This window comes from Dactylosporangium fulvum (assembly GCF_025137375.1).
In the GTDB taxonomy this organism is placed as follows: Bacteria; Actinomycetota; Actinomycetes; order Mycobacteriales; family Micromonosporaceae; genus Dactylosporangium; species Dactylosporangium fulvum.
This window is the reverse complement of the sequence record NZ_CP073720.1, coordinates 8,442,644-8,468,070: the sequence shown is the minus strand read 5'-3', so window position 1 is coordinate 8,468,070 and position 25,427 is coordinate 8,442,644. Positions and strand designations below refer to the sequence as shown.

Annotated in this window: 23 protein-coding genes and 2 pseudogenes; 22 read left to right on the top strand and 3 right to left on the bottom strand. The window is 71.0% G+C overall.

Annotated elements, in window-relative coordinates:
• Nucleotides 1–35: 35 nt before the first annotated feature.
• The 14 genes and pseudogenes from Dfulv_RS38910 to Dfulv_RS38845 form a co-directional block, all read left to right on the top strand.
• Nucleotides 36–185: a DinB family protein gene (locus Dfulv_RS38910; RefSeq protein ID WP_259869072.1), complete on the top strand. Its 150-nt coding sequence runs from the start codon at nucleotides 36–38 to the stop codon at nucleotides 183–185.
• Nucleotides 186–423: 238 nt separating this feature from the next.
• Complete coding sequence (gene ftsZ, locus Dfulv_RS38905) at nucleotides 424–1,536, top strand: cell division protein FtsZ (protein ID WP_259858807.1); 1,113 nt, start codon at nucleotides 424–426, stop codon at nucleotides 1,534–1,536.
• Nucleotides 1,537–1,930: 394 nt separating this feature from the next.
• Nucleotides 1,931–2,635 (top strand): YggS family pyridoxal phosphate-dependent enzyme, encoded by a 705-nt coding sequence (locus tag Dfulv_RS38900; protein WP_259858806.1) that lies wholly within the window; start codon nucleotides 1,931–1,933, stop codon nucleotides 2,633–2,635.
• Between the two features lie 123 nt (nucleotides 2,636–2,758).
• Nucleotides 2,759–3,382 (top strand): cell division protein SepF, encoded by a 624-nt coding sequence (locus tag Dfulv_RS38895; RefSeq protein ID WP_259858805.1) that lies wholly within the window; start codon nucleotides 2,759–2,761, stop codon nucleotides 3,380–3,382.
• 18 nt (nucleotides 3,383–3,400) lie between these two features.
• Nucleotides 3,401–3,706: a YggT family protein gene (locus tag Dfulv_RS38890; RefSeq protein WP_259858804.1), complete on the top strand. Its 306-nt coding sequence runs from the start codon at nucleotides 3,401–3,403 to the stop codon at nucleotides 3,704–3,706.
• A gap of 49 nt (nucleotides 3,707–3,755) precedes the next feature.
• Nucleotides 3,756–4,562: a DivIVA domain-containing protein gene (locus tag Dfulv_RS38885; RefSeq protein WP_259858803.1), complete on the top strand. Its 807-nt coding sequence runs from the start codon at nucleotides 3,756–3,758 to the stop codon at nucleotides 4,560–4,562.
• A gap of 281 nt (nucleotides 4,563–4,843) precedes the next feature.
• Nucleotides 4,844–5,623 carry a hypothetical protein gene (locus tag Dfulv_RS48995; RefSeq protein ID WP_259858802.1) on the top strand — a complete coding sequence of 260 codons (780 nt, stop codon included), beginning with the start codon at nucleotides 4,844–4,846 and terminating at the stop codon, nucleotides 5,621–5,623.
• 81 nt (nucleotides 5,624–5,704) lie between these two features.
• Nucleotides 5,705–5,992 (top strand): DUF167 domain-containing protein, encoded by a 288-nt coding sequence (locus tag Dfulv_RS38875; protein ID WP_259858801.1) that lies wholly within the window; start codon nucleotides 5,705–5,707, stop codon nucleotides 5,990–5,992.
• Nucleotides 5,989–7,506, top strand: coding sequence for a potassium/proton antiporter (locus Dfulv_RS38870; RefSeq protein ID WP_259858800.1), 1,518 nt, complete (start codon nucleotides 5,989–5,991; stop codon nucleotides 7,504–7,506). The genes Dfulv_RS38875 and Dfulv_RS38870 overlap by 4 nt, the downstream gene beginning before the upstream one ends.
• A gap of 660 nt (nucleotides 7,507–8,166) precedes the next feature.
• Nucleotides 8,167–8,598: a TraR/DksA family transcriptional regulator gene (locus Dfulv_RS38865; protein WP_259869061.1), complete on the top strand. Its 432-nt coding sequence runs from the start codon at nucleotides 8,167–8,169 to the stop codon at nucleotides 8,596–8,598.
• Nucleotides 8,599–8,666: 68 nt separating this feature from the next.
• A complete protein-coding gene (lspA, locus tag Dfulv_RS38860; protein WP_319805717.1) occupies nucleotides 8,667–9,179 on the top strand; it encodes a signal peptidase II in 513 nt (170 codons plus the stop codon).
• Nucleotides 9,172–10,101: an RluA family pseudouridine synthase gene (locus Dfulv_RS38855; RefSeq protein WP_259858799.1), complete on the top strand. Its 930-nt coding sequence runs from the start codon at nucleotides 9,172–9,174 to the stop codon at nucleotides 10,099–10,101. The genes lspA and Dfulv_RS38855 overlap by 8 nt, the downstream gene beginning before the upstream one ends.
• A gap of 47 nt (nucleotides 10,102–10,148) precedes the next feature.
• Complete coding sequence (locus Dfulv_RS38850) at nucleotides 10,149–10,961, top strand: hypothetical protein (RefSeq protein WP_259858798.1); 813 nt, start codon at nucleotides 10,149–10,151, stop codon at nucleotides 10,959–10,961.
• A 135-nt stretch (nucleotides 10,962–11,096) separates the two neighbouring features.
• Nucleotides 11,097–12,176, top strand: a pseudogene (locus tag Dfulv_RS38845) (MinD/ParA family ATP-binding protein); the annotation flags it as partial.
• Here the strand turns inward: Dfulv_RS38845 and Dfulv_RS38840 are convergent.
• Nucleotides 12,161–13,510: a transaminase gene (locus tag Dfulv_RS38840; RefSeq protein WP_259858797.1), complete on the bottom strand. Its 1,350-nt coding sequence runs from the start codon at nucleotides 13,508–13,510 to the stop codon at nucleotides 12,161–12,163. The pseudogene Dfulv_RS38845 and the gene Dfulv_RS38840 sit on opposite strands and share 16 nt — an antisense overlap.
• Before the next feature lie 48 nt (nucleotides 13,511–13,558).
• Here Dfulv_RS38840 and dnaE point away from each other — a divergent pair.
• The 3 genes and pseudogenes from dnaE to Dfulv_RS38825 all read left to right on the top strand — a co-directional run.
• Nucleotides 13,559–16,843 (top strand): annotated as a pseudogene (gene dnaE / locus Dfulv_RS38835) (DNA polymerase III subunit alpha); the annotation flags it as partial.
• Between the two features lie 61 nt (nucleotides 16,844–16,904).
• Nucleotides 16,905–17,750, top strand: a complete 846-nt coding sequence (locus tag Dfulv_RS38830; RefSeq protein ID WP_259858796.1) for a DUF2567 domain-containing protein — start codon at nucleotides 16,905–16,907, stop codon at nucleotides 17,748–17,750.
• 41 nt (nucleotides 17,751–17,791) lie between these two features.
• On the top strand, nucleotides 17,792–18,733 hold the full coding sequence (locus Dfulv_RS38825) for a hypothetical protein (protein ID WP_259858795.1): 942 nt from the start codon (nucleotides 17,792–17,794) through the stop codon (nucleotides 18,731–18,733).
• A gap of 57 nt (nucleotides 18,734–18,790) precedes the next feature.
• Here Dfulv_RS38825 and Dfulv_RS38820 read toward each other — a convergent pair whose 3' ends face one another.
• Together Dfulv_RS38820 and Dfulv_RS38815 are read right to left on the bottom strand one after the other, a co-directional pair.
• Complete coding sequence (locus tag Dfulv_RS38820) at nucleotides 18,791–19,465, bottom strand: LON peptidase substrate-binding domain-containing protein (RefSeq protein ID WP_259869042.1); 675 nt, start codon at nucleotides 19,463–19,465, stop codon at nucleotides 18,791–18,793.
• 214 nt (nucleotides 19,466–19,679) lie between these two features.
• Nucleotides 19,680–20,804 (bottom strand): epoxide hydrolase family protein, encoded by a 1,125-nt coding sequence (locus tag Dfulv_RS38815; RefSeq protein WP_259869033.1) that lies wholly within the window; start codon nucleotides 20,802–20,804, stop codon nucleotides 19,680–19,682.
• A 767-nt stretch (nucleotides 20,805–21,571) separates the two neighbouring features.
• Here Dfulv_RS38815 and Dfulv_RS38810 point away from each other — a divergent pair.
• The 5 genes from Dfulv_RS38810 (at nucleotide 21,572) to Dfulv_RS38790 (ending at nucleotide 25,427) form a co-directional block, all read left to right on the top strand.
• Complete coding sequence (locus tag Dfulv_RS38810) at nucleotides 21,572–22,222, top strand: TetR/AcrR family transcriptional regulator (RefSeq protein WP_259858794.1); 651 nt, start codon at nucleotides 21,572–21,574, stop codon at nucleotides 22,220–22,222.
• Between the two features lie 70 nt (nucleotides 22,223–22,292).
• Nucleotides 22,293–23,594, top strand: a complete 1,302-nt coding sequence (hisD, locus tag Dfulv_RS38805; RefSeq protein ID WP_259858793.1) for a histidinol dehydrogenase — start codon at nucleotides 22,293–22,295, stop codon at nucleotides 23,592–23,594.
• A complete protein-coding gene (locus Dfulv_RS38800; RefSeq protein ID WP_259858792.1) occupies nucleotides 23,591–24,667 on the top strand; it encodes a histidinol-phosphate transaminase in 1,077 nt (358 codons plus the stop codon). The genes hisD and Dfulv_RS38800 overlap by 4 nt, the downstream gene beginning before the upstream one ends.
• Nucleotides 24,664–25,278, top strand: coding sequence for an imidazoleglycerol-phosphate dehydratase HisB (gene hisB / locus Dfulv_RS38795; RefSeq protein ID WP_259858791.1), 615 nt, complete (start codon nucleotides 24,664–24,666; stop codon nucleotides 25,276–25,278). The genes Dfulv_RS38800 and hisB overlap by 4 nt, the downstream gene beginning before the upstream one ends.
• Nucleotides 25,275–25,427, top strand: a complete 153-nt coding sequence (locus Dfulv_RS38790; RefSeq protein ID WP_259858790.1) for a hypothetical protein — start codon at nucleotides 25,275–25,277, stop codon at nucleotides 25,425–25,427. The genes hisB and Dfulv_RS38790 overlap by 4 nt, the downstream gene beginning before the upstream one ends.

Below are 25,427 nucleotides of genomic sequence, written 5' to 3'. Positions count from 1 at the left end.
AGCAGTGTGACCTTTCCCGCAAGCTCACGGAGGGTCTGGACCTCGACGGGCTCTGCGCCGGCCTGCGCAACGGCAGGAACGTCTCCGTCCGGTGGATGCTCCTGCACATGATCGAGGAGACCGCCCGTCACAACGGACACCTCGACGCCGTTAGGGAATTGGTCGACGGCATCATGGGCGAATAGCCGACACGCCGGGTGGCGGTCCTTGGATCACGACAGTCGGGCCCTTACCTTGCGATAAGGCATTAGTTGACATAACTATAAGCCTCTAGTAAAGGGTGAGGGTTTGCGGGACCTCCACCCTCTGCGTTCGCATTGGCGGACGCCGCCCGTCGCGGGGTCGGGTTCGGGTCTGGTGCGACCAGTTCGACGGCTCCGGGAAGGATCGGCGCTCGCCAACCTCGAAAGGAAAGGTGGTCCGATGACTCATCCGCACAACTATCTCGCGGTCATCAAGGTCGTCGGCATCGGCGGCGGCGGGGTGAATGCCGTCAATCGCATGATCGAGGTTGGCCTCAAAGGCGTCGAGTTCATCGCGATCAACACCGATGCACAGGCGCTGCTGATGAGCGACGCCGACGTCAAACTCGACGTCGGTCGGGAGCTGACCCGCGGGCTGGGTGCGGGGGCCAATCCGGATGTCGGCAAGAATGCGGCCGAGGACCACCGGGACGAGATCGAAGAGGTGCTCAAGGGCGCCGACATGGTCTTCGTCACCTGTGGCGAGGGCGGCGGCACCGGCACCGGCGGCGCGCCCGTGGTGGCGAACATCGCGCGGAAGCTCGGCGCGCTCACCATCGGCGTGGTCACCCGGCCGTTCTCCTTCGAGGGCAAGCGCCGTCAGGTGCAGGCCGAGGCGGGCATAGAGGAGCTGCGCAACCAGTGCGACACGCTCATCGTGATTCCGAACGACCGGCTCCTGGCCCTCGGTGACCGCGGCATCAGCATGATGGACGCGTTCCGCCAGGCCGACCAGGTGCTGCTCTCCGGTGTGCAGGGCATCACCGACCTGATCACCACGCCCGGCCTGATCAACCTCGACTTCGCCGACGTGAAGAGCGTCATGAGCGGCGCGGGCAGCGCGCTCATGGGCATCGGCAGCGCCCGCGGCGACAACCGCGCGGTCGAAGCCGCCGAGTCGGCGATCTCCAGCCCGCTGCTGGAGCAGAGCATGGACGGTGCCCGCGGTGTGCTGCTGTCCATCGCCGGCGGCTCCGACCTGGGCCTGTTCGAGATCAACGACGCCGCCCAACTGGTCACCGACGCCGCTCACCCGGACGCCAACATCATCTTCGGCGCCGTGATCGACGACGCCCTGGGCGACGAGGTCCGGGTCACGGTCATCGCGGCCGGCTTCGACGGCGGCGCCCCGGCGTACCGCCCGATCGAGGCCCGCGCTCCCCGGCCCCAGCACAGCACCCCGCACCCCCAGCCGAAGGAGCCCGCTCCGCAGGAGCGCCAGGCCCCGCCGCCGCCGAGGCGGGTCCTGTTCGACGACGTGGACGTGCCGGACTTCCTGAAGAACGGCGCATAAGCAGATCGCGGCCCCGAACCGGGCCGCGTCGTGGTGTGTTCACGATCACGGAGCTCCCAATGGGGCTCCGTGATCGTGTTTTTGCAGGTCCGTCCTCGGGTTTGTCATGATCGAGGGACGAATTGTGCTGTCCCGGCGGGCTCGTGTCCCGGCGGGACATGTCGGCTGCGGTCGGCGGCCGGTGCCGGGGCTTGTCCGCGCCGGGTCCGCACAAGGTCGGGTCCGCGCCAGCCGGCCGTCTCGCACCGCCCAGGCCGCGGAGAATCCACCGGTATTGCTCCGATTTGCCGGTTTTGCTGCAGGCCGCCACGCCGCCTGGGCGGGCCGCGCAGAGGGACGCTGTGGGGCACCCGCTCCGAGTGGCCGCCTCGGTCTTCTGAGAGGCTGATCCATCGTGGACGACGCGCGGACCGAGGAGATCGGCCGGAACCTTGCCCGAGTGCGGGAGCGGATCGCCGCTGCCTGCCGGGCCGCCGGTCGCGAGCCCGACGAGGTGACACTCGTCGCGATCACCAAAACATATCCCGCCGAGGACGTCGCCCGGCTGGGCGCGCTCGGGGTCCACGACGTGGGGGAGAACCGTGACCAGGAGGCCGCGCCCAAGGCGGCCGCCGTCGGCGCCAAGGACCTGCGCTGGCACTTCGTCGGGCAGCTCCAGCGCAACAAGTGCCGGTCGGTGGTGCGGTACGCGTCGGTGGTGCACTCCGTGGACAGCCTGAGGCTGGTCGACGCGCTGGTGGCGGCCGCCGGGCAGGCGGAGCGGACCGAGCCGCTGGGTGCCCTCGTCCAGGTGAGCCTGGACGACGACGAGCACCGCGGCGGTGCGGTCACCGGCATGGTCGAACAGGTCGCCGAGGCGATCGCGGCGAGCCCGGCGCTGCGGCTGCGCGGCGTCATGGCGGTGGCGCCGCTGGACTGGGAACCGGGCGAGGCGTTCGCCCGGTTGGCCGCGATCGCGGCCAGGATTCGGCAGCGGTTTCCCGGTGCGGACTGGATTTCCGCAGGCATGAGCAACGATCTCGAAACGGCGATTCTGCATGGCTCGACACATGTTCGTGTCGGTAGCGCATTGCTCGGAAATCGAACTCCACTGGGGTAGCCTGGCCGCGGGAACGGAAAAACTACACGGGTGTGGTTCTGCGCCGGCGGGGCGGTGTCGCACAACGTGATCGGTGGCACCAACGGGGGGAAGTGCCGCATGGCGGTGGACGGAGGAGCGCGTATGGGTGCTCTGCGCAGGGCGGGCGTCTGGCTCGGACTCGTCGAGGACGAGGACGAGCGTGGCTACGACGATCGTCACTACCGGGGCTACGGCGACGACTTCGCCGACGACGAGGACGAGGTCGACGAGGTGCCGGCGCCGCGTGCCCGGACGGTCTCGGAGCGGCTCACGGCTGCCGAGCGCCTGGAGGCGAGCGCGGCGAGCCGGACGAGCACCGTGCGCTCGATCACTCGGCCCACGTCGACGGTCAGCTACCCGACACGCGACAATCTCGCGCTCGCGCCGCAGACGACCGTCCGGGAGCGGGAGCGGACGCCAGTGGTGGAAGAGGAAAGCGACGATCGCCGTTACGCGATCACCACGCTGCACCCGACGACGTACAACGAGGCGCGCACGATCGGTGAGCACTTCCGGGACGGCGTTCCCGTGATCATGAACCTCACCGAAATGGACGAGGCGGACGCCAAACGTTTGGTCGACTTCGCAGCCGGGCTGGTATTCGGCCTGCGTGGTAACTTCGAGCGGGTGACCAACCGAGTCTTCCTGCTCTCGCCTGCGAATGTCCAGGTCACCGCGGAGGACAAAGCTAAGATCGCCGAGGGCGGGTTCTTCAACCAAAGCTGATGCGAGGACTCAACGGCCGTGGTGTCCATCACCTTGCAGATCGTGCATCTGCTGCTCTTCCTCTTCCTGGTGGCACTGCTCGCGCGCTTCGTCATGGGATACGTCATGCAGTTCGGCCGCCGCTGGCAACCGGGCCGGGGTGCCGCGGCGACGCTTGAAGTGGTGTGGAGCGTCACCGATCCGCCGCTCAAAGCGTTGAGGCGGGTGATTCGTCCGCTGCGTATTGGTACCGTGGCCGTGGACCTGTCCTCGCTTGTGCTGCTGGTTATCCTGTTCGTGCTGATGAACGTCGTGGTAAGCCGCCTGATCGTGTGGTTCTCGTGACCAGCGCCGCTCGGCGGCCACGCGGCCGCAACTGACCTGAGGAGTTTCGATGCCGCTGACCCCGGCCGACGTCCACAACGTCGCCTTCAAGAAGCCCCCTATCGGCAAACGGGGCTACGACGAGGAGGAGGTCGACGCCTTCCTTGACGAGGTCGAGCGTGAGCTCGCCCGGCTCATCGAGGAGAACAACGAGCTGCGTGCGCAGCTCGAGCGCGGTGGAGGCGGTCGTGCCCCCGCCGGTGTCGGTGGTGACCCGCGCCTCACGGCGGAGCTCACCGACCTCAAGTCGCAGCTGGAGCGCCTGCAGCGGGAGAAGTCGTCCGCCGAGCAGGCGGCCCGCGGCATGCAGCAGGAGCTCGACCAGATCCGCACGCAGGGCGGCGGCGGTGGTGGTGCCGGCGGCGGTGACGGTGAGCAGCAGGCCCTCCGCGTGCTCATGATGGCCCAGCGCACCGCGGACGACCACGTGTCCGACGCGCGCCGCGAGGCCGACAAGCTGCTCTCCGAGGCCCGCACCAAGGCCGAGGAGGTCACCCGTGACGCGCGCACCAAGGCCGACGCGCTGGAGCGGGACGCCCGCCAGCGGCACCAGGAGGCCATGGGCGGCCTCGACGCCAAGCGCACCGCGCTGCAGAAGCACATCGAGGAGCTCAAGCAGTTCGAGCGGGAATACCGCACGCGCCTCAAGGCCTACCTGGAGAGCCAGCTGCGCGACCTGACCGGCCGCGAGCAGAGCCTCGAGGCCGAGATGGCCGCCCGCAACGAGGGCGCGACCCGCGCCGCCGCGGCCGGTGGCGGTGGCCTGGCCACGGCCGGCCTGTCGGGTGCCTACGGTCGCGACGGCGCCGGCCACTGAGGCTCAGCGAAGCAGGCGAAGCAGAGGCGGCAGCGAAGGCGCACCGGCACTGACAGTGCCCCCGCCGAGGCGCTGACGCCCCACTGGACAGGCGGCACACCAGCACCGCAACGTGAGTTGTCAGCACAGCGCGACCGGCACACCTGGTCAAATGCGACACGCGGCGCCCCAGTCGATTTCGGCTGGGGCGCCGGTCGCTTCCGGGGGTCTCGGTCGTTGTACCGGCTGAGAGACACTCGCCCGGAACTCGCGCCGGGACCGTCATGCGGAGGGACAGGGCCGTGATCGTCGGAAGTCTGCTGCTGATCGTGGTTGCCGTCGGCCTGCTCGTGCTGGGCCTGTTGCAGGGCTCCGACGGCCTGCTGGTGGCGTCGATCGCGGCGAGCCTGCTGGCCGCGGTCGCACTCATCGTCGGAGGCCGCCAGGCCGCCGCCGCGCGTGCGGCGCGCGCGACCCGGACCGGTCGCCAGGTGCCGTCGGAGCGCTACGACCCGCTGGAGTCGCGGCTGACCCACGACGACCTGCAGACGACCGGCGGGCACTCCGCCGACGACTTCGCCGGCGTCCGTCGGGCACGGGGCGGCGAGCGGCAGCCGGTGGGTGCGGGCGCGCGGACCGGCGCCGCGTACGGCGGCGGCTCCCATACGGATGAAACCGCCATGATCGCACCGATTCGGGATGAACAAGACACGGCGCCGACGATCCCCCAGCAGGGTGAGACCGACTGGGGCCGCCACGACGAGTACCCGGCCGCGGCCGGGTACGGCGCCGGGCCGTCCACGCCCGACTACGACGACGACGATGACGACGACTACGACGACGAGGACCCGGCGGACGAGCCGCCGATCCAGCAGTCGTCGGCCGCCGACGCCGCCCGGGTCGCCGCGCTGGAGACCGACGTGTTCGTCATCGACGGCCGCCCGCGGTACCACGCCCCGGGCTGCCCGCACCTGCTCGGCCGGGAGCACGAGCCGCTGCCCGCGCACGAGGCGGTTGAGCTCGGCTTCACCCCGTGCAGTGTCTGCGCGCCGAACGACGTGTTGCTGGGCCGCCGTCCGTGACCCGTGCCGGGGCGAATGCCGGAACGTGGGACGGTCCGGGGGGTGGATAGTCCTCGATCGAGTGAACCTTCACAATGAGGCGTGGTCACCATCGCGATCCGTGTCAGGCCCGGTGCGTCGCGCACCGCGGTCGGCGGGAGCTACCCGGGGCCGTATGGTCCGGCGCTCGTTGTCGCGGTAGGTGCCCGCCCGGTTGAGGGGCAGGCCAACGAGGCCGCGCTGCGGGCTCTCGCCGACGCGATCAAGGTCCGCCCGTCCGCCCTCCGGCTCAAGGCCGGCGCCACCAGCCGTGACAAGCTCGTCGAGCTCGACGACGCGCCGGCGGGACTCCAGGAGCGCCTCGCGGCGCTGCTGGAGACCACGCGTTGAATCACGAGCTCAACGTCGCGCTGCTCATCGGCGCGGCAGTCCTGCTGATCTGCGTCGGCGCCGTCCGGCTCTCGGTCCGCCTCGGCCTGCCGAGCCTGCTGGTCTACCTCATGCTCGGGGTGATCCTCGGCGAGGCCGGCGTCGGGATCCAGTTCGAAAACGCCGAGCTCACCCGCACGCTGGGCATCTGTGCCCTTGTCGTGATCATCGCCGAGGGCGGCCTCACCGCCCGCTGGTCGACCCTGCGTCCGGTGCTCGGCCCGGCGATCGCGCTGTCGACCGTCGGCGTGGGGGTCAGCGTCGCGGTCGTCGGGGTGGTCGTCCACTACGCCCTCGGCATCGACTGGCAGCTGGCCCTGCTCTACGGCGCGGTGCTCTCCTCGACCGACGCCGCCGCCGTGTTCTCCACCCTGCGCCGGGTGCCGGTCCGCCCGCGGCTCGCCGCGCTGCTGGAGGCCGAGTCCGGCATCAACGACGCGCCAGTGGTCATCCTGGTGGTGCTGCTGTCGGCGCCGCTGGCGGCGAGCGGGTCATGGTACGAGCAGGTCGGCCTGGTCGTCTACGAGCTGATCGCCGGCGCCGCCGTCGGGCTGGTCGCGGGCTTCGGCGGTGCGTGGGCGCTGCGCCGGGCCGCGCTGCCGTCCGCCGGGCTCTACCCGCTCGCCGCGATCGGCCTGACCGTGCTCGCGTACGCGGGCGGCGCCGTCGTTCACGCCTCCGGCTTCCTGGCCGTGTACGTCGCCGGGGTGGTCCTCGGCAATGCCCGCCTCCCGCACCGCCGGGCGATGCTCGGCTTTGCCGACGGGCTGGCGTGGCTCGCCCAGATCGGGCTGTTCGTGCTGCTCGGCCTGCTGGTCTCGCCGGGCGAGTTCGGGGCGGCGGTCCTACCGGCGGTGGTCGTCGGCCTGGTTCTCGTCCTGCTGGCCCGGCCGCTGTCGGTACTGGTGAGCGTCACCCCCTTCAGCCTGGAGCCGAATGGCTTCACCCTGCGCGAACAGGGGTTCCTGTCCTGGGCCGGGCTACGGGGCGCCGTGCCGGTCGTCCTGGCCACCATCCCGCTGTCGGCCGGCGTGCCGGGCGCCCAGGTTCTGTTCAACGTGGTGTTCGCGCTGGTGGTGATCTACACGGCGGCGCAGGGGATGACGTTGCCGCCCGCCGCCAGACGCCTCGGCGTCACCGCACCCGCCGAGCCGACGGATCTGCAGGTCGAGGCGGCCCCGCTCGAGCGCATGGGTGCCGATCTGCTGCAGGTCGAGGTACCACCCGGCTCGAAGCTCAACGGGGTGCATGTGGACGAGTTACGATTGCCTGTCGGTGCGGTCGTGACGCTCGTGCTGCGCGACGGCGGTGCGTTCGTCCCGGCACCCGAGACCCGCCTGAAGATCCGCGACAGCCTCCTGATCGTGACAACCGAGCAGGTGCGCGACGTGGCGGAGCGACGGCTGCGGGCCGTGAGCAGGCGCGGAAGACTCGCCCGTTGGTTTGCCGAACACGGCGAGGACCGGCGCCAATAACTGATCCAATTGTCGGAATGCGTGTGGCATGTTTGTCGGACGCGTGTACATTCCGTATTCTTGCCAGCCACTGGAGTGCGCGACGGCGCGTCGCGCGCCCATTTTGCATCTGGGGGAGCCATGGCCGAGCGGGCTGATGCCGTGCCGAAAGGCCGGGCAGCGAGCGGTGCCGGGCACGGTGCGGCCGCCGATGTGACGCGAGTGACCAGTGTGACAACAGCACAAAAACCCGCCACTCGGCAAGCCGGGACGACCGCTGGGGTGAAGAAGGCGAACCCGCGGGGGAGTTCTGTGGGGAGCAAGACGACAAAAGCCGCGAGCGCGACGCCCACCAAGCGGGCGGCGCCCGCGCAGAAGGCAGCCTCCGCGCCGCGCGCCAAGGCCTCGGCGGCGCCGCCCTCCAAGGCCGCCACCGAGTCGCGGCCGGCCAAGGCGTCGGCAGCGCCACCGGCCAAGAAGCCCGCCACGAAGACCGCCAAGGTGGCGACCAGGAAGGCGGCCCCGGCCGCCACGGCGAAGAAGACTGCGCCGGCGAAGAAGAGCGCGCCGGCGAAGAAGAACACGATTGCGAAGAAGGCTGGACCCGCCGGGCGGGGCACAGCTCGTACCGAAACGAATAACACCACGCCGATTGCCGCAACTGCGGCCGAGGGAGCCACGATGGCCAAGACCGCAGAACCGAAGACCGCCGCGGCCAAGACCGCTGGGGCGAAGCCTGCCCGTGGCACGCGGTCCGCAGCCGAGACCGAGAAGATCCGTGTCGCGCTGATGGAGCGGCGCGACGAGTTGAAGGCCGAGCACGACCAGACGCTCGTGGAGATCGCCGAGTTGCAGCAGCACCGGCTGACCGACTCCGCCGGCGACGACCAGGCCGACACCGGCACCAAGACGTTCGAGCGCGAGCAGGAGATCACGCTCGCCAACAACATCCTGGAGCGGATCACCCAGGTCGAGCGGGCCCTGGAGCGGCTCGACGAGGGCGGCTACGGCTGGTGTGAGAAGTGCGGTAACGCCATCCCCGTGGAGCGGCTCGCCGCGTTCCCGTCCGCTACGCTCTGCGTCACCTGCAAGCAGTTGGAGGAGCGGCGCTGACCACCCAGGACGATCTCACCTCGACCACCCCGCGCGCTCGGCGCGGCCGCGCTTGGGCGCTGTTCGGCGTGATCGCGGCCGCGGTGATCGCGATCGACCAGATCGTGAAAGAGTGGACGACGTCCACGATCGCCCACGGCGAGCCGCTCAAGCTGTTCGGCGGACTGATCTATGTGATCTATGCGCGCAACAGCGGTGCGGCGTTCAGCATGCTGGAGGATCACACGTGGATCTTCCCGATCATCGCGATCGGCGTGGTCGGGTGGCTCATCTGGATGATCAAGGGCACGGTCTCGGTCGCCTGGGCGGTGGCCCTCGGGCTGGTGCTCGGCGGCGCCGCGGGCAACCTCACCGACCGGATCTTCCGGGCGCCCGCGCCGTTCCACGGGCACGTGGTCGACATGTTCAGCTTCCTCGACGACCACGCGGGCCACTTCCCGGTGTTCAACATCGCCGACTCCGCCCTGACTGTGGGGGTGGTGCTCGCGGTGCTGCTCGAGTTCACCGGACGGCGCCGCGACGGGACGCGCGTGTCGAAGGAGCAGGAGGCGACCCCCACGGCGAAGGAAGAGCATGCGTGAGGTCCGTTCGTTACCCGTGCCCGACGGGCTCGACGGCACGCGGCTCGACCAGGCGCTGACCAGGCTGTTCGGGTTCAGCCGCACGGTCGCCGCGGCGTTGGTCGAGGCCGGCGACGTGGCCGTCGACGGCGCGGTCCGCCCCAAATCGGACAAGGTGAGCGCGGGCGCGTGGCTGGAGGTCACGCTGCCCGCCCCGCCGAGCGCCGTGGCGGTCGAGGCGGTCCCGGTCGCCGGGCTCACCGTCGTCTACAGCGACGACGACTTCGTCGTGGTCGACAAGCCGGTCGGCGTCGCCGCCCACCCGAGCCCCGGCTGGACCGGCCCGACCGTGATCGGCGGGCTCGCCGCGATGGGCCACACGGTGGCCACCAGCGGCGCGGCCGAGCGGCAGGGTGTCGTGCACCGGCTCGACGTCGGCACGACCGGTCTCATGGTCGTGGCGAAGAGCGAGTCGGCCTACAGCGCGCTCAAGCGGGCGTTCAAGGCCCGTGAGGTGGAGAAGCGGTATCACGCCGTGGTCCAGGGCCACCCCGATCCCCTGCGCGGCACGATCGACGCACCCATCGACCGGCACCCGACCCACGACTACAAGTTCGCGGTCGTGTCCGGGGGCCGGCCGAGCATCACGCACTACGACACGCTCGAGGCGTTCCCCGCGGCCAGCCTGCTCGACATCAAGCTGGAGACCGGGCGGACACACCAGATCCGGGTCCACTTCTCGGCCCTGCGCCACCCGTGCGTGGGCGACCTGACGTACGGCGCCGATCCGACCCTGGCGGCCCGGCTGCACCTCGACCGGCAGTGGCTGCACGCCCGCGAGCTGGGCTTCATCCACCCGCGGACGGGGGAGTACGTCTCGTTTGTCAGCGAATACCCGGCGGATCTCGCCGACGCGCTCGCGACCCTGCAAAGTGCGGTATAGACCCCGTCGGTGATGCTCCGAGCACGCTGTGCGACCCTGGCGGGGCGATGAAGCTCCTTCAGCATCTCGACCAGCGCCTCCTCCCGCCGGTCGGCAACGTCCTCGCCCGCATCTTCCGGGGTGCGGTGCGCCTGCGTGTCTTCACGACCGTCGTCGCCGTGGTCGCGGTCACGGCCACGCTCATCGTGCTCCACGACGCGAACCAGCACAGTCGCAGCGACCCGTCCCTGGGTGACGTCCTGCGGGTCGGGGTGCCCGAGGGCGCGTCCATCCCGGCGTACGTGCAGAGCAGCAGGGACGAGCTCGCCGCGCTGACCGGCGACGACTCCGTGTACGCGCTGGTGTCGTTCACCGCCTACCTGGCGCCGGACCGGCTGGCCCCGGTGCTCGGCGATGCCGCCCCGTCCAGCGTGTTCGCCCGGGTGCCGTTGCCGGCCACGCAGACCGAGTTGGTGCGGCTCGGCGCGTACCGGGTGCCCGACGACGTGATCACCGCGATGGACGCGACCGCCCAGCGAAAGGTCCAGGAGGCGCAGCACTACCGCGGCCTGCTGGAGAAAGCCGACGACAAGCCCGCCGACGTCCGGTCGATCTACGCGACGGGCGCGATCGTCGCCGACAACGAGGCCACCGCGTACCGCGAGCATTGCTCGTGCGTCTACGCCGCCGTCGTCTACGGCTCGCCGGCCGTCCTGCGGGCCGTCGGCGGTCGCCCCGAGACGAGAGTCGTCGATCCGATCACCGATCTGCGACGACTCGATCGCACAGTGTTCCTGCCACCGCTTCCGGAGCAGACGACGGTCGCCGGGCCGATCGTCGAGGCCACAGCGGGTACCACCGCGTCCCCCACTCCGTCGTAAGGCGATATCCCTTCGGGGTGTCGTGCAGTTGATGCAGGGGATGGGCCCGCAGGAGTGGTCCGAATACTGTTCGATCCGTAGCCTGGGGTACGGGTGACGCCACGGGTGAGAGGGAGGGCCAGGGTGGCAGAGCGGGCCGATGCCAGGTGGGACAGCTCGGCGGAGCCGGCTCCCAGGTGGCGCTCCCTGCTCGACCGGGCCCTGTCCGGCCGAGCGGATCCGGGTGATCTCGACTATGACGGCAGGTTCGAGCGCCCCGCAGCGCCGCATCCGCCGTCGCGGCCCTACGATGACGAGCCAATGCATCCCAACGGCACCCGCCCGTATGACCCGCCGCCCCGGTCCGCCGGTGCGCAGCGTCGAGTCGACGCGCCACGGTTCGAGTACCAGCAGCGGCCGCCCGACCCGACCGAGCAGATGGTGCAGGTGCTCCGGCAGGAGATCCCGACGCCGAAGGTGTTCGCGTTCGCCAATCCGAAGGGCGGGGTGCACAAGACGACCGCGACGGTGCTGACCGCCGCGACGATCGGCAGCGTGCGCGGCAAGGGTGTCATCGCCTGGGACGACAACGAGCTGCGCGGCACGCTCGGCCTGCGCGCAGGCAGCGCCCGGCACGCCCGCACGATCCGGCACCTCATCGCCGATCTGGTGCGGGTCGAGAACGTGTCCGGCTACGACCTCTACGACATTCTCGACGACTACCTGCGGCACGCCTCCGACGGCTCCTACGACGTGCTCGCCGGTGAGGAGAACCCGCGCTTCGCGCAGCGCCTCGACCCGCACACCGTCCGGCGGGTTCTCGAACTGCTGCGCCGCACCCACGACGTGATCTGCGTCGACACGGGCAACAACGTCGAGAGCCCCAACTGGCAGACCGTCCTGCAGACCGCCGACCAGCTGGTCGTCACCAGCGTGCCGCGCGAGGACGCCGCGTTCACCGCCGACTGGATGCTCGACCTGCTCGACGAGGCCGGGATGGAGGAACTGGTCGCCAACGCGGTCACGCTGCTGTCCTGCCCGACGCCCAACCCGACGCCGCTCATCGACGACCTCGCCGGCCACTTCCGCAGCCGCACGCGGGCCGTCGTCGTGGTGCCCTACGACCCGGCGCTGGAGAGCGGGTCCAACATCGAATATCCGATGCTGGCCCCCGCCACCAAGCGCGCCTGGCTCCGCGCCACCGCCGTGATGATGGATCCCTACGCCCGCAGTTGAGCGACGGCCTCCGCGAAGACCTGCTCGTGGTGGTCGACCTGCTCCTCGGTCGTGACCGGTGACATCAGCGCCATGTTGTGGAACGGCGTGAGCAGGATGCCCCGGTTCGCCAGGAACACGTGCAGGTAGTCCTCCAGGTCGGCGTCCGCGGCGGCGGCCGATCCGGTGCCCGTCCGCGGCGCCGGCGCGGCGAACCGGTATTCGACCCGCGCACCCAGCCGGCTCACCGACCACGGCAGGCCGTGCGCGTCGATCACCCGTTGCACGCCGTCGGCGAACCGTGACGCGAGTGCCGACATCGTGGCGAACGCCGCGTCGGTCAGCACGTGCTCCAGCGTGGCCCGGGTCGCGGCGACCGACAGGGCGTTGCCGGCCAGGGTGCCGCCGACGCCGCCCATGTCGACAAGATCAAGATCTTCGATGGTACCGACCGTGCTCGCGATCTCCGCGGAAAGCCCGTACGCGGCCGCGGGGATGCCGCCGCCGATCGCCTTGCCGATGGTTACGACGTCGGGCTCGAGGCCCCAGGCCCCGGTCGCGCCGCCCGGGCCGGCGGAGAAGGTGTGCGTCTCGTCGTTGACCAGGTAGGTGCCGTAGCGGCGGGTCAGCTCCCGCACGCCGGCGAGGTAGCCGGGCTCCGGCAGGACGATGCCGATGTTGGTCAGCGCCGGTTCCATGACGACGGCAGCGACGTCGCCGTGTGCGAGCTCCCGCTCCAGCCCGTCGAGGTCGTTGTACTCGGCGACCCGGCTGGTGAGCGTCACGTCGACCGGCGCGCCGACATTGCCCGCGCGGCTCTGCGGCCGGCCGGCCTCCAGCACGATCAGCGACTCGTCGACGGAGCCGTGGTAGCAGTAGCTGTTGAAGAGGATCTTGGGCCGGCCGGTGAGCGCGCGGAGCAGGCGGATCGCCCAGCGGTTGGCGTCGGTGGCGGTCAGCGCGAAGCTCCACTCGGAGACGCCGAAACGGCGGGTGAGCTCCGCGCCGACCCAGGTGGCGTCGGTCGTGGGGAGCATGGCGCAGGCGCCGCCGCTCGTGATGAACCGCTCGTGCACGGCCCGGGTCACCGGTGACGGTGAGTGACCGGCCATCGCGGCCGTGTCCCCGAGGCAGAAGTCGGTGTACTCGTGGCCGTCGAGGTCGGTGACCGTCGCGCCGCGGGCGTGGGCCAGGTAGAGCGGGAAGCCTGCGGCGGTTTTGTTCATCCAGGTCATCGGCACCTTGCCGAACAGGTGCGCGGCCTGCGCATATGCGTCTTCGGAGCGCGGGTTTCGCGCCTCGAACGCGGCGCGCTCGCGGGCCAGCAGCGCGTGGAGACGATCACGGTCGACCATGGTGAGGAGTCTCGCAAACTGTCGTACTCCGGCGATAGGTTCGACCGCGTGGGGGAATCGTTCGTACATCTGCACGTGCACACCGAGTATTCGATGCTCGACGGTGCGGCGCGGCTGAAGCCGCTGTTCGGTGCGGCCGCCCGGCTCGGTCAGCCGGCGCTGGCGATGACCGACCACGGCAACCTGTTCGGCGCGTTCGACTTCTTCCACCAGGCGACGAGCGCCGGGATCAAGCCGATCCTGGGCCTGGAGGCCTACCTGACACCCGGCACCGACCGGCGCGACCGCACACGCGTGCGCTGGGCCGCCGGCGGGGAGAACGACGTCTCCGGCGGCGGGGCCTACACACACCTCACGCTGCTCGCCGCCGACGCCGCCGGCCTGCGCAACCTCTTCCGCCTGTCGTCGCTGGCGAGCATCGAGGGCTTCTTCTACAAGCCGCGGGCCGATCGCGATCTCTTGCAGCGATATGGGCAGGGACTGATCGCCACGACCGGCTGCCCGTCGGGTGAGGTGCAGACCTGGCTGCGGATCGGCGACTTCGAGCGGGCCTGCGCGGTGGCCGCCGAGCTGCGGGACGTCTTCGGCCCGGACAACTTCTTCCTGGAGCTCATGGACCACGGACTGGAGATCGAGGCCAGGGTCCGGCACGACCTGCTGCGGCTCGGCAAGCGGCTGGGCCTGACCGCCGTGGCGACCAACGACCTGCACTACACGTTCGCGTCCGACGCCGACGCCCACGAGGCGCTGCTGTGCGTGCAGTCCGGCACGACGCTCGCCGACCCCAAGCGGTTCAAGCTCGACGCCAAGGACTTCTACCTGAAGTCCGCCGCCGAGATGCGCCGGATCTGGGACGCCGAGGTGCCCGGCGCCTGCGACGCGACGTTGCTGATCGCCGAGCGGGTCGGCGACTACGGCGAGGTGTTCGCCCGGCGCAACCTCATGCCCCGGTTCCCGGTCCCGGAGGGCGAGACCGAGGACTCCCACCTGCGGGCCGAGGTCCGGAGCGGGCTGGCCCGCCGGTTCCCCGCCGGGGTGCCGGCCGACCACGCCCGCCAGGCCGAATACGAGCTCTCGGTGGTCGGCCAGATGGGCTTCCCGGGATACTTCCTCGTCGTCGCCGACCTCGTCGCCCACGCCAGGCGGGAGGGCATCCGGGTCGGGCCGGGCCGTGGCTCGGCCGCCGGCGCGCTGATCGCCTACGCGCTCGGCATCACCGACCTCGACCCGCTCGCGCACGGGCTGCTGTTCGAGCGGTTCCTCAACCCGGAGCGGGTCTCCTTGCCGGACATCGACATGGACTTCGACGAGCGCCGGCGCGGCGAAATGATCAGGTATGCCACCGAGAAATACGGCGACGACCGGGTCTCGCAGATCATCACGTACAGCACGATCAAGGCCAAGGCGGCGATCAAGGACGCCGCACGGGTGCTCGGCCACCCCTTCGCGCTCGGCGACCGGATCACCAAGGTGACGCCGCCCGCCGTCCTGGGCCGGGACATGCCGCTGACCGGCATCTTCGACCCTGCCCACCCGCGATATCCGGAGGCGGCGGAGTTCCGTCGGCTCTACGAGACGGAGCCCGACGTGCGGTCGGTCGTCGACACCGCCAGAGGGCTCGAAGGGCTCAAGCGGCAGTGGGGCGTGCACGCCGCCGGAGTGATCCTGTCCCGGGAGCCGCTGATCGACGTGCTGCCGATCCAGAAGCGTGAACAGGACGGCGCGATCATCACCCAGTGGGACATGGGCGCCTGCGAGGCCATGGGCCTGCTGAAGATGGACTTCCTCGGCCTGCGCAACCTCACGATCCTGGACGACGCCGTCGAGGCCGTCCGGCTCAACCGGGGCGTCGGCCTCGTGCTGGAGGACCTGCCCCTCGACGACAAGCCGACGTATGAGCTGCTGTCGCGCGGCGACACACTCGGCGTGTTCCAGTTCGACGGCGGGCCGATGCGCGCCCTGCTCCGCTCGATGGCGCCGGACACCTTCGCGGACATCTCCGCCGTCGGCGCGCTCTACCGGCCGGGCCCGATGGGTGCCGACGCGCACCACGAATACGCCGACCGCAAAAACGGCCGGCGCCCGGTCGTGCCGATCCACCCGGAGCTGGCGGAGCCGCTCGCCGACATCCTCGACGAGACCTACGGCCTGATCGTCTACCAGGAGCAGGTCATGGCGATCGCGCAGCGGGTCGCCGGCTACTCGCTCGGCGCCGCCGACCTGCTGCGCCGGGCGATGGGCAAGAAGAAGAAGGAGATCCTCGACAAGGAGTTCGGCCCGTTCTCGGCCGGCATGCGCGAGCGCGGCTACTCCGCCGACGCGATCCGCACGCTGTGGGACATCCTGGTCCCGTTCTCCGACTACGCGTTCAACAAGGCGCACAGCGCGGCATACGGCCTGGTGTCGTACTGGACGGCCTACCTCAAGGCCAACTACCCGGCCGAGTACATGAGCGCCCTGCTCACCTCGGTCGCCGACGACAAGGACCGGTCGGCGGTCTACCTCGCGGAGAGCCGGCACATGGGGATCCGGGTCCTGCCGCCCGACGTCAACGAGTCGCAGGGCCGGTTCTCGGCCGTCGGCGCCGACATCCGCTTCGGCCTCGGCGCGGTGCGCAACGTCGGCGCCAACGTCGTCGGGTCGATCATCCGGTCGCGCCGCGAGAAGGGCGCCTACACCGACTTCTTCGACTTTCTGCGCAAGGTCGACCAGGTCGTCTGCAACAGGAAGACGATCGAGTCGCTGATCAAGGCGGGCGCCTTCGACTCGTTCGGCCACTCCCGCCGCGGCCTGCTCACCGTCCACGCCGACGCGATCGACGCGGTCCTGGAGACCAAGCGCAACGAGGCCGCCGGCCAGTTCGACCTCTTCGGCGGCGACGCCGTCGGGTCCGGGCTCGCGGTCGACCCGCCGATCCCGGCCGCCGACTGGGACAAGGCGGAGCGGCTGGCGTTCGAGCGGGAGATGCTCGGCCTGTATGTCTCGGACCATCCGCTGCGCGGCCTGGAGCACGTCCTGCGGCGGGCCGCCGACCGCTCGGTCGCCGCGCTCGCCGAGGAAGGCACCGTCCCCGACGGCACGGTCGTCACCGTCGCCGGCATCCTCTCCGGCGTCCAGCGCCGGGTCACCAGGCAGGGGCGCCCGTGGGCGTCGGCCGCGCTGGAGGACCTCGACGGGTCGATCGAGGTGATGTTCTTCCCCGACACGTACGAGTTGGTCGGCCAATACGTCACCGAGGACGCCGTCGTCGCCGTCAAGGGCCGGGTGGACCGCCGCGAGGAATCGCCCCGCCTGATGGCGACGGACCTGCGGCTGCCCGACCTGACCGCGTCGAAGGACTCCTCGGCCCGGGCTCCTTGGCGGGCTGACGGCGGGCGCTGGCAGGATGGGGTTCGTGAGCATCGCCCCGATTGAGCCGATCGGCGACCCGGCGCTCGGCGGACCCCCGCCGGCCAGGCGCACCTCGCTGGGCAACGAGTTGCTGTTCGCGCTCATCGCCGCCGCGGCCGTCGCCGCCCTCGGCGCACCCGTCGGTCTGCTCTGGTCGGTCGTCGCGCCCAAGGTCGAGCTGGTGCAGACCGACTTCGGCCCCTACCCGGTGGAGGGTGAACCGGAGGGATACTGGGCCGACGACGGCTGGTTCATCATCATCGCGCTCGTGATGGGTGCCGTGGTCGCGGTCGTCGCCTGGCTGGTCTTCCGCCGCCAGCGCGGGCCGATCATGCTGGGTGGCCTGGTGATCGGGTCGGCCGCCGCCTCGGTCCTGGCCGCCTGGCTCGGCAACAAGATCGGCTACGCCCACTACCTCGACCTGGTCGAGCACGCCCCCAAGGACACCCGCATCCTCCGCCCGGTCAAGTTGCGCACCGGCGAGTCGGGCCTGCTGCTCGGCTTCATTCCGTGGGCCCGCGGCACGATGCTCATCCAGGCGCTGGCCGCCGCCGCCGTCTACACCGGACTCGCCGGCTTCCACGCCTCGCCGACGCTCCGCTACGAGACGATGCCGCCGGAGTATCTCGACCCGGCCCCCGACGCCGCCGCCCAGCCGCATCCGCAGGGGTTCACCGGGCCGTCCGGTCCGGTTTTCGGTCCGCCGCCGTCCGGCTCGGGTTTCGGTCCGCCGCCGTCCGGTCCGGCTTTTGGCCCGTCGGCGTCCGGCTCGGCTTTCGGTCTGCCGTCGGCGCCGCCCGACCCGATCTTCGGTCCGCCGCCGCCCACCCGTGACCCGGAGCAGCGCTGACATTGTGCCGGATGCGGCGGTTGCCTTTAGGCTTCTCGCCCGTGATCCGCTTCCGCGCCGTTGTTGTCGCTGCTCTGGGCCTCTCGCTGACGGCCTGCTCGTCGTCACCGTCCGCCCCGCAGGCCGGGTCGTCGACCGGGGCGCCGCCGGCCGCCTCCTCCGCGGCGGGTACCACGCTCGTCACCGCACTCGGCCGGATCGCCGCCACCGAGTACAGCCGCCGGCACGTGCGGTTCTCCGACAACGACGCCATTCGGAAGATCGGCAACATGTGGGAGGAGATGGCCGGGTACGGATCCCAGGACCTCGTCATGCTCGAACTGCAGGGCGAGTTCGGGCTCCGCAACGGCCAGGCCCGCTACGCCGTCACCGCGGGCGAGAGCCCGGGCCGGCTGGTGGTCCTCGCGGGCGGCCAGGACGCGTCGAAGATCCGGTCCGCGCTGACGGCGAAGGGCTGGACGGCCGACGGGGACCGGCTGGTCGCCCCGAAGCAGTCCGCCGACGCCGAGGTGATCGGCGCGAAGAGCCTGCTGCCGCAGGTCCGGCTGGCGGGCGACGAGATGCTCGTCGGCAGTGACACGGCGCCGCTGACCGACGTCGTCACGGATCCCGGGAAGTCGCTCGCGGCGGACCCGGCCGTCCGGAGTCTCGCCGACTGCCTGGGTGACGTCGTGCTGGCAGAGCTGGCGGGCCCGGTCGCCGTGGGTGTGCCCCGCCCGTCCGCCGGCGGGAAGATCCGGGCGGTCGTGTGCTCGTCGTGGGACTCCGACGCCTCGGCCACCGCGGCGGCGCAGCGGCAGCGCACGGCGTATTCGTCCGGCAGGTCCCGGAGTGCGCCCGACACCCCGTACGCCGAACTGTTCCGGGACGTCGACGTGACGGCGACCGGCCGGATGGTGCGGGTCGAGGCAACCGTCGCCGGCCCGTCCACGGTGCTCGACGCGTTCGTGCAGCGTGACCTGCCCGCGCTGACGCTGTCGTAGGCCGTCGGCTCGCGCCTGTCAGCCGGGACCTGTCAGTTGGGCCTCTGATCGGGGCCTTCAGTTGGGGCTGGCCGGGACCGCGAGTTCCGTCAGCGCGACCGGGACGGCGCGGACCTGGCCGAGCAGGGCGGCCTCCCGGCGCAGCAGGGAGCGCTCGGCCTTGAGCCGGCTGATCGTGTCCGGCTCCGCCAGCAGGGCCTGCCGGTCCTCCAGCGTCAGCGAGGCCGTCGCCGCGACGAGGTGGGACAGCACCGTCGGGTCGTCGGGCATCTGCTCGCCGTCGTCGTCCTCGTCGGTGCGGCGGATGACCCGGAGGTACTGCTGGAAAGCGGCCAGCACCCCCGCGGCCAGCTCGCCCTCACGCTCCGGCTCGCCCTTCGGCTCCGGCAGCCACTCGATCTCGCCGGTCAGGTACGGCGCGTCGTTGCGGGCCAGGCCGAGCAGCCGGAACCGGCGGCGCCCGACGGTCATCAGGTCGAACCGGCCGTCGGGCAGCTCGGTGATCTGCCGGACCTCGGCGGCGCACCCGATCTCGTAGAGCGAGAGCGACTCGCCCGCCGTGATCGAGGCGTCCGCCGACTCGGTCTGGCGTCCCACCTCCCAGCCGCGCCGGATCGCCACCACACCGAACTCGCGCGGCAAGTTCGCGGGCAGGTCGGTGAGGTGCTGCACCAGCGTGCGGTACCGGGGCTCGAACACGTGCAGCGGCAGGACCAGCCCGGGGAACAGCACCGTGCCGAGCGGGAAGAGGGGTAGGAGGGTGCGTCCGTCCTGTTCCGGGCCCTCCGGGCGGTCGGACGCCGGCCCGTCCGACCCCGGCTGGTTCGATCGAGGGTCGTGCGATTCGGGCCCGTTCGATTCCGGTCCGTCGGGCTCCGGTTCGTTCGCTGCCTCCACGGGCGAAGCGTAGCCGAGCAGAGCGGGGCCGTGGCACGACGAGTTCCATTCAGACCCGCGGCGAGCTCGTGCTCAGGCCGCTGAAGAAGCCGTGGATGTCATCGACGAGCAGGTTCGTCGCCTCGTGCGCGGCGTAGTGGCCACCCGCGTCACGGCCGCCGAAGGCGGGGGCGCCCGGGTCGTACGTGTGCCACTGGACGATGTTCGCGTGGTCCCGCTCCGCGAACGGGCGGATCGACTCGAAGTCGCCGGCGAACATCGCGAGCCCCGTCGGGACGGTGGTCGGGCCCACCGGCGGCTCGTCGGCGTGCGCGTCCTCGTAGTAGAACCGGGCCGCCGAGGCGGCGGTGCCGGTGAACCAGTAGATCGACACGTTGGCGAGGATGAAGTCGGGGTCGAGGCTGCCGCCGAACAGCTGCGAGTTCCACGCCAGCAGGCCGGTGGGGGAGTCGGCGAGCGCGAAGGCCAGGGTCTGCGGCTGCTGGCTGTGCAGCGTGTTGAACGACATCAGGTTTTCGTGGAACCACTGGAGCTTGGCCAGGGCCTTGTGGTCGGTCTCGGTGAGCTTCGCGAACTCGGCGGGGTCACCGCTGGGGAACGAGAACAGCTGCGTGACGTGGACGCCGATCACCCGGTCCGGGGCGTCGCGGCCCTGTTCGGGGGCGATCATCGAGCCGGCGTCGTTGCCGACGGCGCCGAACCGCTCGTACCCGAGGCGGCGCATCAGCTCGTTCCAGGCCCGGGCGGTGCGGTACCTGTTCCAGCCCGTGCCGCGGGTCGGGCCGGAGAACCCGAAGCCCGGCAACGACGGGATGACCAGGTGAAACTCCTTCGAGAGCGGCTCGATGACGTCGAGATACTCGACGACGGAGCCGGGCCAGCCGTGGGTGAGCATCAGGGGCGTGGCGTCAAGCTTGGGTGAGCGGACGTGCAGGAAGTGGATCTGTTCGCCGTCGATCTCGGTGACAAACTGCGGGTGGCTGTTGAGGCGTTCCTCGACGGCGCGCCAGTCGAACTGCTCGAGCCAGTAGGCGGCAAGCTCTTCGACCCTGCTCCGCGGCACCCCGTACGAGTCGCCGACGCCGGAAAGCTCGTTCGGCCAGAGCGCTCGTCGCAGCCGAAAGTGCAGCTCGTCGACGGCCTCCTGTGGCACCGAGACCCGGAACGGACGAATCTCTTCCGGGCCGCCGGCTCGAACCTGCGCCACGCCTCCTCCTTCGACCTCACGGATCCCTGCGATGGCGTCTTTGCTGCCCTTGCCGATCTCAGTCACAGCCCCTCCTGCATTTCGGAACGGAATACTTCATTCCGTTGAGTCGAGACTATCAGAGCGGAACGATCCGTTCCACTGTTAGGATGGTGATGTGACGGCGAGGACAGTGAGCGGCGTGCCCGAGCCGTTCGAGCCGCCCGAATTCGCCGAGGCGTCAGACGGTCTCCGAGTGCGACCGCGTCCGTTGGTCGGTGGACGCGCAGAAAAGTGCGGGTCAAGGTGCTGAGCCAGGCGGTTTCGGCGGTGCCCGGGCGAGCGGTCACCAGGAAGGCGGGCTGTGCGCTGTCTGCATCGTCAGTCACGCCGACGGCGTCTGCGGCGTTTGTGTCTGGCGGCGTCCGGGCGGTTCACGGCGTGCCCTGGTGGCAGCGCCCGGCAGCGTCCGCGGTGGCTGTGGTGTCGGCGGTGGCCGGGCGGTCCGTGGTGTGCCGTGCCCGGCAGAGTCCGCGGTGGGCGGGGCGCCCGCAGTGGTCCGCGGTGTTTCGGCGTGTGGACGGCCCGCCCGGTGGCCCGCGCCCGCGGATCTGGTCGCCGGTGTGCTTCGGGACCGGGGCGGCGTGGGGCGGAACGGACGGTTTCATGATCGAGGGAAAGATCTGGCTGCCCCGGCGACCCGATTCTTCCCTCGATCATGAGCGGGCCCAGGAAGTGGATCTGAAGGGGACGGCATGAGTGGAGTGGACACGCGTGGTGGGGTGAAACTGCCGGGGCGGAAGGGGCAGGCCGCTCGGAACGACGGGCTCATCCTCGCCGCGGCTCGGGACGTTTTTCTCGAAGATCCCAAGGCGCCGGTCGCCGCCGTCGCCGAGCGGGCCGGGGTCGGGATCAGTGCGCTCTACAGGAGGTACGCCGGCAAGGAGGATCTCCTGCGCAAACTCTGCCACGACGGGCTGAGGACGTTCATCCAGGAGGCAGAGGACGCCGGAGGGGTGAACGACGGGTGGGAGGCGTTTACCACGTTTCTGCGCGGGATCGTGGACGCCGACGTCCACTCGCTCACAGTCCATCTGGCCGGCACCTTCGAGCCCACCGCGGACATGATGGTCGACGCCGTGCGGGCGAACGAACTCGCCGGCGGACTCGTGGAACGGGCGCATGCCAGCGGTCGCCTGCGGCGGGACTTCGCGGTCGCCGACGTCGGGCTGCTGCTCGAAGCGTGTGCCGCGATCCGGCTGCCCGACCGGGAGCGGACCGCCCAGCTGCGCCGACGGTACCTCGCCCTCACCCTCGACGGCATGGACCGCGACGACGCCGGGACACTGCCCGGACCGGCGCCGTGGCAGGGCGAGCTGAACTGGCGATGGGCCAGGTCACAGTGAGGGATCATGACAGCCCGACTGGCGGGACGGACGAGGAAACGCGCTCGCCCGACCGAATAGACTCGGTCAGGTGTTGAACCGGATCGACCTGCGCGGCTCCGTCGAGGACCCGCGCCGTCTGCTGCCCCGAGCCGCCCTCGACGTCTCCGCCGCCACCGAGCAGGTGCGCCCGACCGTCGAGGCGGTCCGTGAGCATGGGGCCGCCGCGATCCGCGAGGCGACACATCGGTTCGACGGGGTGCAGGTCGAGCGGCTGCGCGTGCCCGCCGAGGCCATCGCGGCGGCGGAGGAGGCGCTCGACCCCGCGGTGCGTGCCGCGCTGCTGGAGTCGATCGCGCGCGCCCGGAAGGTACACCTCGATCAACGGCGCACCGAGGTCACCACGGTCCTCAGCGACGGTGGCACGGTCACCCAGCGGTGGTTGCCCGTCGGCCGGGTCGGGCTCTACGTGCCCGGCGGCCTGGCCGTCTACCCGTCGAGCGTGGTCATGAACGTCGTGCCGGCACAGGTCGCCGGGGTCGAGTCGATCGCGGTCACCAGCCCGCCGCAGAAGGACACCGGCCTGCCCAACCGCAACATCCTGGCCGCCTGCGCGCTGCTCGGGATCGACGAGGTGTATGCGGTGGGCGGCGCGCAGGCGATCGCCATGTTCGGGTACGGGTACGGTGACGAGGCGCCCGGCTGCGCGCCCGTCGACATGATCACCGGGCCGGGCAACGTCTGGGTCACCGCCGCCAAGCGGCTCCTGCGCGGGGTCGTCGGCATCGACGCCGAGGCCGGCCCGACCGAGATCGCGATCCTCGCCGACGACAGCGCCGACCCGCGTCACGTCGCCGCCGACCTGATCAGCCAGGCCGAGCACGACCCGCTCGCCGCGAGCGTCCTGGTCACGCCGTCGCCGGAGCTGATCGAGGCGGTCGAGGTCGAGGTCGCCAAGCAGGTCGCCGAGACCCGGCACAATCAGCGGGTCACCGAGGCGCTGACCGGCCCGCAGTCGGCGATCGTGATCGTGGACGACCTGGAGCAGGGCCTGAAGGTCGTGGACGCCTACGGTGCCGAGCACCTCGAGATCCAGACCCGCGACCCGCGCGCCGTGGCCGAGCGGGTGCGCAGCGCCGGGGCGATCTTCGTCGGCGCCTGGTCGCCGGTGTCGCTCGGCGACTACTGCGCCGGTTCCAACCACGTGCTGCCCACCGGCGGCTGCGCCCGGCACTCGTCCGGCCTGTCGACGCAGACGTTCCTGCGCGGCGTCCAGCTCATCGAATATTCGCACGACGCGTTGCGCGAGGTCGCCGACCACGTCGTCGCGCTCTCCGACGCCGAGGACCTGCCGGCCCACGGTGCGGCGGTGAAGGTGAGGTTCAGCGCATGACCTCGCTCGACGACCTGCCGCTGCGGGACGAGTTGCGGGGCCTGACGCCGTACGGCGCACCCCAGCTCGACGTCGCCGTGCGCCTCAACACCAACGAGAACTCCTACCCGCTGCCCGACGAGGCGGTCGCGGCGATGGAGAAGGCGCTCTCCGCGGTCCTGCGCGACCTCAACCGCTACCCCGACCGCGACGCGGTCGCGCTGCGCACCGACCTGGCCGCCTATCTGGGCCACGGCCTCGACCAGGCCAACGTGTGGGCGGCCAACGGCTCCAACGAGATCCAGCAGCAGCTGTTGCAGACGTTCGGCGGGCCGGGCCGGACCGCGCTCGGCTTCACCCCGTCGTATTCGATGCACCCCCTGCTCGCGGCCGGCACCGGCACCGCCTGGGTCGACGGGCGCCGCGGCGCCGACTTCGGCCTGACCGCCGAGCACGCCGTGGAGATGGTGCGCCGCCACGATCCCGACCTGGTGTTCCTCTGCTCGCCGAACAACCCCACCGGCACGGCGCTGCCGCTGGAGGTCGTCGAGGCGGTCGCGGAGGCCACGCGGGGCATGGTCATCGTCGACGAGGCCTACGCGGAGTTCGCCCGGCCGGGCACGGTCTTCGCGCTGAGCCTCATCGAGCGAAACCCGCGGCTCGTCGTCACCCGCACGATGAGCAAGGCGTTCGCGCTCGCCGGCGGGCGGGTCGGCTACCTCGCCGCGGATCCCGCCGTGGTCGACGCGGTGCAGCTCGTCCGGCTGCCGTACCACCTGAGCGCGCTGACTCAAGCGGCGGCGCGGGCAGCGCTCGCACACACGGCGGCGCTGTTGTCCACTGTCGACGCCGTCAAGGCCCAGCGCGACCGCATCGTCGACACGCTGCGCGGCTGGGCACTCCCGGTCGCCGACAGCGACGCCAACTTCGTGCTCTTCGGCGCGCCGCGCGGCGACAGCAAGAGCACCTGGCAGGCCCTGCTCGACCGGGGCGTGCTGATCCGTGACGTCGGGCTCCCCGGGTGGCTGCGCGTGACCGCCGGCACACCCGAAGAGACGACCGCCTTCCTGAACGCACTCGAGGAGCTGTTGTGAGCCGTACCGCCAGGATCGAGCGGGTGACCAAGGAGACCAAGGTCTCCGTCGAGCTCGACCTCGACGGCACCGGGGTCGGGGAGATCTCCACCGGCGTGGGCTTCTACGACCACATGCTCAACCAGATCGCCAAGCACGGCGGGTTCGACCTGCGCGTGCACACCGTCGGTGACCTGGAGATCGACGCGCACCACACCGTCGAGGACACTGCGCTCGCGCTCGGTGCCGCGTTCGCGGAAGCGCTCGGGGACAAGGCCGGTGTGACGCGGTACGGGCACGCGCAGGTCCCGCTCGACGAGGTGCTCGCCTCGGCGGTCGTCGACCTGTCCGGCCGGCCGTATGTGGTGCACGACGAGCCCGCGAACATCGCGCCGCACATCGGCGGCAACTACCCGACCAGCCTCACCCGGCACATCTGGGAGTCGTTCGGGCACTCCGCCAAGGTGACGCTGCACGTGAGCATCCTGCGGGCCGGCCGGCACGGCGCCCAGCCCGACGCGCACCACATCGTCGAGGCCCAGTTCAAGGCGGTCGCCCGGGCGTTGCGCCAGGCATGCGCCATCGATCCCCGCAACGCCGGTGCGGTGCCCAGTACCAAAGGTGCCCTATGAGCATCGCTCTGCTCGCACTCGCCGGGCTCCTGCTCGGCGGCGCGCTGTCGTTCCGGCAGCAAGGCAACCGGGTCGGTTTCGGGATCACCCTGGTGCTGGCCGTGCTCGCGGCCGCCGGGGGACTGCTCTGGCTGTACGGGAAGGATTGA

Bases quoted from the DNA above. Each gene is read 5' to 3' on its own strand.
- Dfulv_RS38800 (WP_259858792.1), top strand. From the start codon at position 23,591: ATGACCTCGCTCGACGACCTGCCGCTGCGGGACGAGTTGCGGGGCCTG.
- Dfulv_RS38790 (WP_259858790.1), top strand. From the start codon at position 25,275: ATGAGCATCGCTCTGCTCGCACTCGCCGGGCTCCTGCTCGGCGGCGCG.
- Dfulv_RS38855 (WP_259858799.1), top strand. From the start codon at position 9,172: ATGCGTGAGGTCCGTTCGTTACCCGTGCCCGACGGGCTCGACGGCACG.
- Dfulv_RS38850 (WP_259858798.1), top strand. From the start codon at position 10,149: ATGAAGCTCCTTCAGCATCTCGACCAGCGCCTCCTCCCGCCGGTCGGC.
- ftsZ (WP_259858807.1), top strand. From the start codon at position 424: ATGACTCATCCGCACAACTATCTCGCGGTCATCAAGGTCGTCGGCATC.
- Dfulv_RS38840 (WP_259858797.1), bottom strand. From the start codon at position 13,510: ATGGTCGACCGTGATCGTCTCCACGCGCTGCTGGCCCGCGAGCGCGCC.
- Dfulv_RS38885 (WP_259858803.1), top strand. From the start codon at position 3,756: ATGCCGCTGACCCCGGCCGACGTCCACAACGTCGCCTTCAAGAAGCCC.
- Dfulv_RS38810 (WP_259858794.1), top strand. From the start codon at position 21,572: ATGAGTGGAGTGGACACGCGTGGTGGGGTGAAACTGCCGGGGCGGAAG.
- Dfulv_RS38895 (WP_259858805.1), top strand. From the start codon at position 2,759: ATGGGTGCTCTGCGCAGGGCGGGCGTCTGGCTCGGACTCGTCGAGGAC.
- Dfulv_RS38865 (WP_259869061.1), top strand. From the start codon at position 8,167: ATGGCCAAGACCGCAGAACCGAAGACCGCCGCGGCCAAGACCGCTGGG.